Genomic DNA, 12,851 nt, shown 5'->3' on the forward strand with positions numbered 1-12,851 from the left:
GCGCTTGTCTATCAGTCTCTCTTGACTTGTCCGACTTCAAAGAGCGGTTCGCCCGCGTTGGCGGGCGGTGTGTTGATGATGTAGAGCATAATGCCTTCGAAGGGTGCCGTCAGGGTTTCGATGCGATCTCCGAAGTAGTCGGTGATATATCCGACGGGCTGGCCGGCCGCGACATATTGCCCCATTTCGACTTCAGGGAAAAACAGGCCGTCCCATTTCGAATAAACGACTTCGTACTTGTCGATCCAGACGGGATGCCCGACCATGTCGGGGTCGCCGTCGATCATGTGGAGAAGGCGCATGACGCTGAGGACGCCGTCGACGTTCCTCCGGACGGCGATCTCGTCAGTCCGGCCCAGATACCCCCATTCCGTGGTGATAGCCGGCTTGCCCTGGAGAAGTGCTGTGTTCCCCAGGTATTTCGAGTCCTTGAGGTCCTGGGTGCGGGAGTCGTCGATGATGATGGTCGGGATACCGAAGGCCAGAGCCATGTCCCGGGCCTTTTCGCTGACGGCCGGGTCGGGTCCGATCATCCAGTAGGTGTAGGGGATGAGAGCCTCGTTGCCGTCGCCGCAGTGCATGTCGATCAGGGCGTCGCATTTTTGGATGACCTCGGTGTTCAGGACATGGGCGATTCTCTGGCTCTGGGAGCCCTTCGGATCACCTGGGAAAACCCGATTGAGATTCTTCCAGTCGTAGGGGTTGTAATAGATGATCCGTTTCTGGAAGCCCGGCAGGTTGGCGACGTGGACGATGATCAGCGTACCGGAGAGTTCCTCGCCGCGGAGCATGTCCCGGATCCGGTAGAGGGCGAGAATGGGCGGGTATTCGTAGGCGTGGACACCGGTCACGAGGGCGAGGGCCGGACCGGGATTCCGGCCGTGGAGGACGGTCACCGGAATACGGGTCGCCGGGTCGGTGTCTCCGGGCGGAACCTCGAGAAAGCCCGAGGCCGCCTCGCCGGGCAAAACGGTTTGGTCTCCGAAAATAAAAGGATCGCGGGGCTTGTTCGGAGCGGCGGGTGAGGCCGATAAAGCGGCGGCCAGGGCAAAAATCCCGATTCCTGCAAACACTCGATAAAATGTCTTCATCGCTGTCTCCTCCCCAGGGCCGGGCGGCCGTTCCTTCGGCCGGACGGCGGTTATCCGTATGCCGGGACGCGGCGTCCCGGCGTCACGGCAAGTCCTGCGCCTTGCCGGCCGGCGCGGCGGCGTAGACCGAGCGGTTTGCTGCCGTGGCGGCCTCGCGGTCCATTTTGACGATAGCGCGGTCGTAGGTCAGCAGACCGTTGACTTCGATTTCGACGTCCGTCGTCTGGGTGTAGACGGCGGCGGACAGGCCGTTCCGGATGAAAGGCTTGAGTTTGGCGATGAGATCGATGTAGGCGGCCGTCAGTTCCTCGGTGTTTGTATAGCTCCGGTAGCCCCAGTTCTTCTCGTCCTGCCAAGTGTGTCCGGAAACGGGAAGGCCCAGGCCGCCGAACTCGCCGAGCACGGCCGCCCGGCCGGGTTCGTTGGGCGGCGCATCGGGGCCGGGATAGCGGTGGATGTCGTTGACGTCGCCCGTGCCGCGGTCGGTCCAGCCGCTTGCGGAATTGACGAGGCGCGTCGGGTCGAGGATCTTCACCCAGTCCGTGATGCGGGCCGTGTCGTACTGACCCCAGCCTTCATTGAAGGGCACCCACATCACGATGCTGGGGTGATTGATGAGCGTCTTGATGACGGACGCGAATTCGGCTTCGAATTGCCGGGCCGACTCCTCGCTGCGGACGAGATCGGGATCCTTGGATCCGATGAAGGCGTCGCCGTTCGGCATGTCCTGCCAGACGAGAAGCCCGAGCCGGTCGCACATGGTGTAGAAGCGCCGGGGCTCCACCTTGACGTGTTTGCGCATCATGTTGAAGCCGAGATCCTTGAGCGCCTCGATGTCGTATTGGAGCGCCTCGTCGGTCGGGGCCGCGTAGAGTCCGTCCGGCCACCAGCCCTGGTCGAGCGGTCCGAACTGGAAGAGGGGCGCGTTGTTCAGGAATAGGCGTGTGCGTCCGGCCTCGTCGCGGCCGAGGGATGTTTTCCGCATGCCGAAATAGGAGGTGATGCGGTCCAGCGTGTGGCCGTTCGCATCGAGAAGTTCGACGGAGAGGTCATAGAGAAAGGGGCTTTCGGGAGACCAGAGCTTCGGGTCGGGAACGGCCAGAGCGACGATGTCGCCGGGCCGGCCCTGGGCATTGCCTGCTGTGACGCCCTCGCTGAGGATGGCGATCTTGACGCGTTCTCCTCCTGCGGCCTCAACCTGAATGCGGACTTCTTCCGCGTCGATGTCGGGGATGATGCGAAGGGAGCGGATGTGTTCCGGGTCGACCGGTTCGATCCAGACTGTGGCCCAGATGCCCGTGACCGACGTGTACCAGATGCTCCGGGGCTCCCGGACCTGTTTGCCGCGGGGCTGTGTTCCCGCATCCACGGGATCCCAGACGGAAAGAACGAGAGTCTGTTCTCCACGTTTCCTGAGCGCATCCGTGACGTCGAAGGAAAAGGGGTTGTATCCGCCGCGGTGGGTCCCGATGTCGATGCCGTTTACCGAGACGCGCGTTTCCCAGTCCACGGCCTCGAAGTTGATGAGAATTCTTTTAGCATCCCAGCCTTTTGGGAGGCGGAAGGTCCGGCGGTACCAGAGCCGGTTGTCGGGGCCGACGGCCTTTTTAACGCCGGAGAGTGCGGACTCGACGGGAAAGGGGACGAGGATGTGCCCGTCGTAGGCTTCGGGTTCCGGATCGCCGGCCGGACGGATGGCGTATTCCCAGAGGCCGTTGAGGTTCATCCAATCGTTGCGGACCATCTGGGGGCGGGGATAATCGGGATGAGGGAGGACGGGATCGACGTCGGCCGCCCAGCGCGTCATGATGCGCCCCTCGGCGGGACTCCAGGCCGGAGGCGGTTCGGGGGACTTGCAGGCGGTGCCTGCGTTAAGAATAAGAAACAGCGTGAAAACAGCGGCGAACTGATGGGATGTTGACATGAGACCTCCCGGACCTGAATTGCGAACAGGCTTATTCTAACGCATCATCCCGCGCAAGCCAACACACAGACCTTTCTTTTCAATAACTTTCGGCAGTCCAAGCAGCTGAAAAACAGTCATTTTTATTGTTATCAATCATTTCCGGCAGTCTGAGCGGAAAGGGTTGCGGGGGAGGGAGATATCAAATATATTGATGGTGAATCATTCATGAGGAGGTCCGTCCATGACCCGTCTCTTCCGAAAAAACACCGTCCGGGGATTCCTTCTGATCACGGCCGTCACCGCCGCCTTGGTCGTCGTTCCGGCCTGCGGGCCGAAGGCCGCTTCGGATTATCCCCATAAGCCCGTCTCTTTCACCGACGTCCACTTTGAGGACGATTTCTGGGCGCCGCGCCTGGAGACGAACCGCACGGTCACCATTCCCCACAACTTCCGCCAGAGCGAGGAGACCGGGCGCATCCGCAACTTCGAGCTCGCCGCGGAAGCGCTCCAGGGTGAAACCGGCGGGGAGTTCTGCACGCGCTTCCCCTTCGACGACTCCGACGTCTTCAAGGTCATCGAGGCCGCGGCCTATGCGCTGTCACTCGAGCGCGATCCTGAACTTGAAGCCTACATCGACGGCCTGGCCGAGAAGATCGCCGCCGCCCAGGAACCGGACGGGTATCTCTATAGCGCCCGGACGATCGGCGGCCCCCCGCCCGTCGACTGGATGGGCGACGAACGATGGGCCAACCTCTACATGAGCCACGAACTCTACAATCCCGGCCATTTCTACGAGGCGGCCGCGGCCTACTACGAGGCTACGGGCAAACGCAACCTCCTCGACATCGCTCTCAAGAACGCCGAACTCATTCTGGCCGAATTCGGACCCGGAAAACGGCAGGATCCGCCGGGGCACCAGGAAATCGAAATCGGTCTCGTCAAGCTCTATCGGATCACGGGCGATGCCCGCTATCTCGACCTGGCCAAGTTCTTCCTCGATGTGCGCGGCCGGACGGATAGCGGCCGCAAACTCTACGGAGAATATTCCCAGGACCACAAGCCCGTCACCGAGCAGGACACGGCCGTCGGCCACGCCGTCCGCGCCAACTACATGTACACGGCCATGGCCGATATCGCCGCTCTGACGGGCGACCAAGCCTATATCGCGGCCCTCGACCGCATCTGGGACGACGTCATCGGCACGAAGATCTACCTCACCGGCGGCATCGGCGCGGCCGGATCCTGGGAGGGATACGGCCCGGCCTACCGGCTTCCCAATGTCAGCGCCTATGCCGAAACCTGCGCGGCGATCGCGACCTTCCTCTGGAACCACCGGATGTTCCTGCTCAAGGCGGACGGCAAGTATGCCGACGTCATGGAGCGCATCCTCTACAACGGGCTGCTATCGGGCATCTCCCTGAGCGGCGACAAGTTTTTCTATCCCAATCCCCTCGCCTCCTTCGGCCAGCATGAGCGGACACCGTGGTTCCCCTGCGCCTGCTGTCCTCCCAATGTGGCCCGCATTCTGGCCTCCGTTCCCGAATACGCCTATGTCGTTTCCAAGGACGGTCTTTTCGTCAATCTGTACGTTCAGGGATCGGCCCGGGCGACGGTCGGGAAAACCGGGGTCACTCTGAATCAGACGACCGATTATCCCTGGACGGGCGACGTGACCGTCGATGTCCGGCCCGAAAAGCCCGCGGCCTTCACGCTTCACGTCCGCATTCCGGGCTGGGCCGTCGAACAGCCCATTCCTTCGGATCTCTACACCTACCTGGATCGAACCGAAAAGCGGCCCGTCGTCAAGGTCAACGGCGAAGAGGCGGCCCTCGACATCCGGAACGGCTATGTCTCCCTGCGCCGGACCTGGCGCGACGGCGATCGCGTCGAGATCAGCCTGCCCATGGCGCCGCGCCGTGTCCTGTCCCACGAGGCCGTCGAGGTGAACCGCGGCCGCGTGGCCGTCGAGCGCGGTCCTCTCGTTTACTGCGCCGAATGGCCCGACAACGACGGCCGGGTCCATCAGTTCGTGCTGCCCGACGCCTCTGATCTTCGGGTCGAGCACCGGCCCGGACTCCTGAATGGGATTACGGTCATCACGGCCGAAGCCGAGGCGCTTTCGGAAAAATCCGGCCGCCTGGAGACGGCTTCGGAAATCCTGACTCTGATTCCGTATTACGCCTGGGCGAACAGGGGCAAGGGTGAGATGGCCGTCTGGCTTGCCCGGGATCCGGCCCGAGCCCGGCCTGTCCGTGAACCCGGCCCGGCCTCGATGGCCGAAGTCAAGGCGTCCGAAGGCGCCGTCAGGCCTCAGAACGTCAACGATCAATACGAACCCGAATCTTCCGGCGATGCCGCCGGCTACATGCACTGGTGGCCCAAAAAGGGAACACTCGAGTGGATCGAATACTCCTTCAAGGCTCCCGTTCGCGTCTCCGAATCCTCGGTTTACTGGTTCGATGACACGGGTGCCGGGCAGTGCCGCGTCCCCGCCTCCTGGCGGCTGCTCTACAGATCCGGCGGCCGGTGGCTTCCGGTGGAAACCGGGGATGAGTACGGCGTTGTCCTCAATGCCTACAATACGGTGAGCTTCGCGCCCGTCCGGACGACCGGCCTGCGCCTGGAGGTTCAGCTTCAGGAGGAATGGTCGGCCGGTATACAGGAATGGACGATCAAATAGGGTTACGTCTTGCTCCGGGACCGTGCGTGAAAATGCTGAATTTTTCAATCTTTCTCTCATTTCAGCATTTTCACCCTACGGGCGAGCCGATCTCACCATTCCGACTTTGTCGCAGCCTGCTCGACGTAGGCATGCTACGCCTTCGCAGGCCGTTTCCTTGTCGAAACGGTAACCTCGACTCGCGCACGGTCCCGGAGCCGGGCACCCCCCTTAGACAATGGGGAAGCATTAACATCGTCTCCAAAATAGATAAGGAGGAGGGGTTATGGTCAAGCGAAAGAAATCGATAGTCGAAAAAGCGATTGTGGCAACGGTCCTGGCCGTCTTGTGCCTCGTCACAGCCTGCGGCCCGTCCCGTCCCGCGGCGGACGATCCATTGGCCGGCGTGACGCAGTTCATCCCGAATCCCTCCTTCGAGGAGATGGACGGCAACCTGCCGCGCGGCTGGAAGAGCGCAGTCTGGCGCAAGGACGGCGAATTCCGCGTCGACGATGTCGCCCGCACGGGAGAACGAAGCATCATGATTTCCTCCGAAACGGGAGGCGATCTGGCCTGGACGGCCGTCGTTCCCGTCCGCCCCTTCGCCCGCTACCGACTGAGCGGCTGGATCAAGACAGAGGATGTCCGAAGCGTCGACGGCGGAGCCGGCGCCCTGCTCAACATTCATGGTGTTTCGGGTTGGCGCACGGAAGCCGTCACCGGCACCGCGGATTGGACCGAGGTCGTTTTCGAATTCGACGCCGGCGCCAACGACGCCCTCCAGGTCAACTGCCTCTTCGGAGGCTGGGGCCGGGCCGCGGGCGCGGCCTGGTTTGACGACATCCGCCTCGATCTCCTGGAGGCGCGTGAGGTCAAACCCGAAGTCCGGATCGACGCCGACCGCCGCCTGCATCCCATTTCGCCTTACATCTACGGCCAGTTCATCGAGCACCTCGGGCGCTGCATCTACGGCGGCATCTGGGCCGAAATGCTCGAGGACCGGAAGTTCTTTGACGCCGTCGGCGCCGCCGATTCGCCCTGGAAGCCGCTGGGGGAGGCCGCGTCCGTATCGATGGATACGGCGAAGCCTTTCGTCGGCGTCCACACGCCCCGAATCACGCTCAATGGTGTCGAGGCCGGGATCGTCCAGACGGGTCTTGGAGTCGTTGCCGGAAAATCCTACGAGGGACGGGTCGTCCTGGCCGGAACTCCGCAGACAGGTCCCGTGCGCATAAGCTTCGTCTGGGGCGAGGGCGAGTCCGGCCGCCAAACAATGACCGTCGATGAGGTCGGGACCGATTTCGGGACTTTCCCGCTGGTGTTCACGGCGGGGGCCTCCTCGAACGAGGCCCGGCTCGAGATCGCGGCATCCGGCCGCGGCAGCCTCCGGATCGGAACGGCCTCGCTCATGCCGGCCGACAACGTCGAAGGTTTCCGCCCCGACACCCTGGCGCTTCTCCGAGAGCTCGACTCACCCGTCTACCGCTGGCCGGGCGGCAATTTCGTCAGCGGCTACGACTGGCGTGACGGAATCGGCGACCGCGACAAGCGGCCGCCGCGCAAAAACCCGGCCTGGCTCGGCGTTGAGCACAACGACGTCGGCATCCACGAGTTCATGGACTTCTGCCGTCTGGTCGAGGCCGAGCCCTTCATCGCGGTCAATACCGGTCTCGGCGATGTCCGCATGGCCGTCGAGCAGGTCGAATACGTCAACGGAGCCCCCGACACGCCGATGGGCCGGGTCCGGACTGCAAACGGCCGCCTCGAACCCTGGAAATGCATCTGGTGGGCCGTGGGCAACGAGATGTACGGCTCGTGGCAGCTCGGTCACATGCCGCTTGCCGACTATGTCAGGAAGCACAACGCCTTCGCCGAGGCCATGCGGGCCGCGGATCCGGATGTTCGGCTCATCGCCGTCGGTGCCGTCGGGAACTGGAGCCGCACCATGATGGCCGAATGCGCCGATCACATGGATCTCATCAGCGAACACTTCTACTGCGCCGAGAAGCCGGGTCTGTTGTCCCACGTGTCACAGATCCCCTTCAACGTCCGGCGGATCGCCGAGGCCCACCGCGAGTATCGCGAGACCATTCCGGCGCTCGAAGGCCGGGACATCCGGATCGCCCTCGATGAGTGGAACTACTGGTACGGCCCCTACATCTACGGCGAACTGGGAACCCAGTATTTCCTCCAGGACGCCCTGGGCATCGCGGCCGGCCTCCACGAATACGCCCGGCAGAGCGACATCATCTTCATGGCCAACTACGCTCAGACCGTCAACGTCATCGGCGCGATCAAAACGAGCAAGACGGAAGCCGCCTTCGAAACGACCGGACTTGTCCTCAAACTCTACCGCAGGCACTTCGGGACGATCCCCGTCGCCGTCGAGGGCGCTCCCGAACCCCTCGACGTCATGGCCGCATGGAGCGAGGACGGCCGGACGTTCACCGTGGGGATCGTCAACCCGACCCGGACGGAGCAGGGGCTGACGCTCGACCTCGCCGGACTCAAGACGCCGCGCCGGGCCCGGCTTTTCCGCATCGAGGGGACGGATCCGAAGGCCAAGAACGTTCCGGGCCTGCCGCCCGAAGTCGAAATCCGCGAGACGCCTTCCGCGCCCTTCGGCGGGAGACTCGACGTTCCGCCCATGAGCATCTCGCTCTTTACGATGGAAATCGGGAATTGATAAGGGAAGAAAAGAGGGGCGTTTTACGTCTAAATCATCTTATGGTTAAATTCCGCCCGCCCGCGGGCCATCATTCTCCCAGGAGGACGTCTTGAAGAAAAAATCCGTCATCGCCGCAATCCTTCTTTCCTGTGTTTTCGTTTTCGCCCTGGCCCAGACTCCGGCCCCGCCCAAACCCGAGGATATCCTGAAGAACCTCGTCCGGGTTGAAAAAGTCCAGGCGCCGCCCGAGGCCATGAAACCCGGATTCGATTCCATCACGGCCAAGGATTCCCTGGCCATGCTGAACTATATCGCCTCCGATCTTCTCGAAGGCCGCGAGGTCGGGACGCGCGGCTACCGCCTGGCGGCGGATTATGCCGCCTCTCTGATGGCGCTCTGGAACATCAAGCCGGCGGGCGATCCGCTTCCGATGTCGGGCGCCGGGCGCGGCATGGGAGCGATGGCGCCGGCCGGACCGGCCGCGTCCGCTCAGAAAGGCTATCTCCAGGAGTTCGCCCTCAAGCAGATCACGAATCCCTCCGCCCGGATCGGTCTTGAAATCCGCAAGGGTGATACGCTGGCCACGCGGGAATTCCATCAGGGCGTCGACTTCACCAGCATGTCCTCGACGGCCGGCTCGATCACGGCGCCCGTCGTTTTTGCCGGCTACGGAATCACGGAAAAGGAGATCGGCTACGACGATTTCCGGGGCCTCGACGTCAAAGGGAAGATCGTCCTGATCTTCACCGAAGCGCCCGGCAAGGACAATCCGGCCTCGCCCTTCCAGAAAAAAGAGCTCAAGGACAAGTATTTTCCGGCTCAATCGCCCATGATGCGGGGCGGCGGCGGGTTCAACAAGGCTCGCGAGATCGCCAAGCTCGGACCGGCGGCCATCCTTCAGGTTCAAAACACGATCTCCGACTCCCAGATGTTCAACAGCATGTCCCGGCCCCGTCCGGTCGACGACTCGCGCCCCATCATCAAGCGTGAAAGGCGGAGGCTGCTGATCCCCGGTTCCGCGGGAACGATGCCCTGGGAGGGCTCGCCCACGATCACGATCAGCCGGGAAATGGCCGACGCCATCCTGGACGGCGCCGGGTTGAAGATCGATGACCTTCAAAAGAAGATCGAATCGACCGGAAAGTCCGCCTCGATGGGCCTTCCGGGGACGCGCGTCACCATCGAAAACAAGGTCGATGCCTCGTTCGTCCGCTGTTCGAACGTCATCGGCTATATCGAAGGATCGGACCCCGCGCTCAAGGACGAAGTCGTCGTCATCGGTGCCCATTACGACCACCTCGGCGCCTGGGAGGATTATGTCTTCAACGGCGCCGACGACAACGGATCCGGCTCGGTCGGCGTGCTCAACATCGCCCGGGCCATGGCCCTCAATCCCAAAAAGCCCAAGCGGACGGTGGTCTTCGCCCTCTGGACCGGAGAAGAGAGCGGACTTCTCGGCTCCCGCTATTACGTGCGCAATCCGGCCTTCCCCATCGAAAAGACCGTGGCCTACCTCAACATGGACATGATCAGCCGTCCCTACGATGCCGAAACTTTTGGACGCATGGCCCGGATGTTCAGTTTCCCGGGCGGCGAGGACGTCCTGAAGACGATCAAGGTCGCCGATTTCCTGCCGATCTCCTTCTCTCAGGAGGGCGGCTTCGCGGACATTTTCCGGACGGTCAACAATTATGTGGGACTCGAAGTCTTCCTGCGCGAGGCCTCCAGTGAGGGCGGGCGCGGCATGGGCGGAAGCGACCACTCCTCCTTCGCCGCCGTCAACGTGCCCTGGATGTTCGCCATCACGGCCATGACCTCGGATTATCACCAGACGAGCGATTCCGTGGAGAAGGTGACCGGCGAGCTGATCGCCCGGGTCTCGCGCCTCGTCTACGCGACGGCCTACATGCTGGCCGATAAATAAGATCGGGTGTCTGCAAAAGAACGATCATCGCTTTTTCTGAATAGAGAGGAACGCGGCGTTTTGAAAGTTTCCGGGGTTTTGGCGTATAGTGTCCTCTGTTGAGGCCATGACCCAGAGGGCGATTTTCGTAAGCGACTTCTGCAAGGATTACGGGGATTTTCGCGCCGTCGACGGCATCGGATTCGAGGTGGCCGAAGGAGAGATCTTCGGCATGGTCGGCCCCAACGGGGCCGGAAAGACGACGACCATCGAATGCCTGGAAGGGCTGCGGACATCCGACGGAGGGACGATCCGTATCCTGGGCCTTGACCCCCAGGCGCGACACTCCATTTGGGACCTCGTTCGGGATATCCGGAAGCGGGGCAAAACGGTTTTCCTGACCACCCACTTCATGGAGGAGGCCGAGCAGCTCTGTGACCGCGTTCTGGTCATCGACCGCGGCCGGATCGTCGCTCTCGACACCCCCGAAAACCTGGTCCAGAATCTCGGCGGCGAAACCCGCGTCATCTTCACGGTCGAAGACGGTGCCGATCCCGGGATCCTCGAGCAGCTTCCCGGCGTAAGCGGCGTCGAGATGTCGGGCGGACGGATCGTCGTCCGCGGCCGCGGCGACCGGTTGGTCTGTTCCGTCGTCAATGCCCTGGACGGCCGGGGCGTCAAATTCCGAAACCTGCGCACCGAGCATCCCAACCTCGAGGACGTATTTCTGGCGATGACGGGCGATCGGATGAGGGAGTGAGATCGTGCGGGGATTTCTGAAACTGGCCTGGGTGGAAATGAAGCTCTACCTCCGGCAGCCGGAGGCCTTCTTCTTCACGCTGGTTTTTCCGCTTCTTCTCCTTTTTCTTTTCGGCGGGATCTACGGAAACAAGCCCAACCCCTTCTTCGGAGGGAGAGGCACCGTCGACGTCAGCACCCCGGCCTACATGGCCATGATCATCGGTTCGACCGGGCTACTGTCCATCGCCGTCGTCGTCAGCGGGTACCGGGAGAAGGGCATCCTGCGCCGCTACCGGGCGACGCCGCTCCGTCCGGCGGCCGTGATCGCGGCCCAGATCATCGTCCACTTCGCCATGACGCTCGTCGGGGCCGGACTGCTGATCGTCGCCGCCAGGATCGTTTTCAACCTGCAATTCAGCGGCCGAGCCGGATCCGTTTTTCTGGCCTTTACGCTGAGCTGCCTCAGTTTTTTTGCGGCCGGCTTTCTCCTGGCCGGGCTGGCCCGGACCTCCCGGGTCGCCAACATCCTGGGCCTGGTGATCTTTTTCCCCAACCTGTTTCTGTCGGGCGCCACGTTTCCCAAAGAGATGTTCCCGCCCGTCGTCCGGACGATCAACAAGGCTCTGCCCATGACCCATGTCGTCACCCTGCTCCAGGGCCTCTGGTTCGGAAACCCGTGGAGCCGCCATCTCGTCGAGGTCGGCGTGCTGGTCGGGATTCTGATCGTCGGCGTCTTTGTCTCCGCCAAATTCTTCCGCTGGGAATAGCCGGAACCGATCTCACCATTCCGACTGCGTCGCACCATATTATCCCTCGCAAGGAGGCTTCCGCGGGGCGCAGGGGGGATCCCGGAGCAAGCCGTCGGAGGGTCGAGCGGGCACGGATCCGAGACCGCAGGTCGAGGAGAGCGAGACCCGGAGCCGGAGTGGACGGGACTCGCCGGGGCCCGGACACGTCTTGTGAAGGGATTCACCCGAGCCCGTAAAGCGGAAGCCGACGAATCATGTACGGCAATCTCGACTCGCGCACAGCCCCGGTGCCGGGGTCGTACGTGAAAACGCTGTTTTATTATCTCTCTCTTTATTACAGCGTTTTCACCCTTCGGGCGAGCCGATCTTACCGCGTCGGCTTCGTTGCAGCCTGCTCGACGTAGGCCTGCTACGCCTTCGCAGGCCGCGGCCTCGCCGCCACGGCAACCTCGACTCGCGTACAACCCCGGCGCCGGGGTTATTCTCCGTACATTTCGGTGATGAGGCGCCGGAGGCGGGCGGCCTCATCGTCGGAAAGCATGCCGATTTTCGACCCCAGGCGGGCTTTGCTGACGGTCCGGAACTGATCGACCGCGATTTCAGCCGGCTGCTCCATGCAGCTGACGGACAGCCGGCATCGCCAGGCCGGGTGGAGCCGGCTGGTCAACGGACAGACGGTTACGGTGCCGAGCCGTGCGTTCATTTCATTCAGGCTCATGATGACAACCGGCAGCGTTTTTGCCATTTCCGAGTCCCGCGAGGGGTCGAGCGCCGCCCATCGGATTTCGTAGCGCCAAAAAGCCTGCGGACTCGGCTGCGGTTTGGTTTTGTAACGGCTTTTGTGTTCCTCGACCCGGGGTTTCTTCGAAGGATCCCAAGGCAGCAAGTCGAGTCCGTCTCCGACAGTTGTGTCCCATTCGCTCCAATCTTCTCCCGACCCTGCCATTTCCCGTGCGGTGTCTTCCCATCCGAGCTTGACTGTCGCGTCTCCTACAGGCCGGAGAAGGATGCCTTCGGTCCGTTCCTCCATAATCACGGATGAACCGACGTCATAGCGTTTCAGGGATGAAGCCGGCAGCCGGACTCCGCGGGAGTTGCCGATTCGGGTGACTTTGAGTTCCCGGATTTTCATCG

At 62.5% G+C, this 12,851-nt stretch carries 8 protein-coding genes; 5 read left to right on the forward strand and 3 right to left on the reverse strand.

The window, feature by feature from the left end; genetic code table 11:
- Positions 1-11 precede the first annotated feature (11 nt).
- Together SCM96_04500 and SCM96_04505 are read right to left on the reverse strand one after the other, a co-directional pair.
- Positions 12-1,091: a M14 family metallopeptidase gene (locus SCM96_04500; protein ID MDW7759882.1), complete on the reverse strand. Its 1,080-nt coding sequence runs from the start codon at positions 1,089-1,091 to the stop codon at positions 12-14.
- 82 nt (positions 1,092-1,173) lie between these two features.
- A complete protein-coding gene (locus SCM96_04505) occupies positions 1,174-3,015 on the reverse strand; it encodes a glycoside hydrolase family 2 TIM barrel-domain containing protein (protein ID MDW7759883.1) in 1,842 nt (613 codons plus the stop codon).
- A 223-nt stretch (positions 3,016-3,238) separates the two neighbouring features.
- Between SCM96_04505 and SCM96_04510 the strand changes: the two genes are divergently transcribed.
- From SCM96_04510 to SCM96_04530, 5 genes are all read left to right on the forward strand, one after another.
- Entirely contained in the window at positions 3,239-5,677 is a 2,439-nt protein-coding gene (locus tag SCM96_04510) for a glycoside hydrolase family 127 protein (GenBank protein ID MDW7759884.1), read from the forward strand.
- 265 nt (positions 5,678-5,942) lie between these two features.
- Entirely contained in the window at positions 5,943-8,342 is a 2,400-nt protein-coding gene (locus tag SCM96_04515; protein MDW7759885.1) for an alpha-L-arabinofuranosidase C-terminal domain-containing protein, read from the forward strand.
- Positions 8,343-8,433: 91 nt separating this feature from the next.
- Entirely contained in the window at positions 8,434-10,248 is a 1,815-nt protein-coding gene (locus tag SCM96_04520) for a M20/M25/M40 family metallo-hydrolase (GenBank protein ID MDW7759886.1), read from the forward strand.
- A 106-nt stretch (positions 10,249-10,354) separates the two neighbouring features.
- The gene (locus SCM96_04525) at positions 10,355-10,987 is read left to right on the forward strand and encodes an ATP-binding cassette domain-containing protein (GenBank protein ID MDW7759887.1); all 633 of its coding nucleotides are present in this window, start codon (positions 10,355-10,357) and stop codon (positions 10,985-10,987) included.
- Between the two features lie 4 nt (positions 10,988-10,991).
- Positions 10,992-11,735, forward strand: coding sequence for an ABC transporter permease (locus SCM96_04530; GenBank protein ID MDW7759888.1), 744 nt, complete (start codon positions 10,992-10,994; stop codon positions 11,733-11,735).
- Positions 11,736-12,195: 460 nt separating this feature from the next.
- On the opposite strand, the gene SCM96_04535 is transcribed toward SCM96_04530, so the two are convergent.
- Entirely contained in the window at positions 12,196-12,849 is a 654-nt protein-coding gene (locus SCM96_04535; protein MDW7759889.1) for a type II toxin-antitoxin system PemK/MazF family toxin, read from the reverse strand.
- Between the last annotated feature and the right edge of the window lie 2 nt (positions 12,850-12,851).

The organism is Acidobacteriota bacterium, assembly GCA_033549365.1.
GTDB lineage: Bacteria > Acidobacteriota > Aminicenantia > Aminicenantales > Saccharicenantaceae > JAWSUF01.

Bases quoted from the DNA above. Each gene is read 5' to 3' on its own strand.
- SCM96_04500 (MDW7759882.1), bottom strand. From the start codon at position 1,091: ATGAAGACATTTTATCGAGTGTTTGCAGGAATCGGGATTTTTGCCCTG.
- SCM96_04505 (MDW7759883.1), bottom strand. From the start codon at position 3,015: ATGTCAACATCCCATCAGTTCGCCGCTGTTTTCACGCTGTTTCTTATT.
- SCM96_04510 (MDW7759884.1), top strand. From the start codon at position 3,239: ATGACCCGTCTCTTCCGAAAAAACACCGTCCGGGGATTCCTTCTGATC.
- SCM96_04515 (MDW7759885.1), top strand. From the start codon at position 5,943: ATGGTCAAGCGAAAGAAATCGATAGTCGAAAAAGCGATTGTGGCAACG.
- SCM96_04525 (MDW7759887.1), top strand. From the start codon at position 10,355: ATGACCCAGAGGGCGATTTTCGTAAGCGACTTCTGCAAGGATTACGGG.
- SCM96_04535 (MDW7759889.1), bottom strand. From the start codon at position 12,849: ATGAAAATCCGGGAACTCAAAGTCACCCGAATCGGCAACTCCCGCGGA.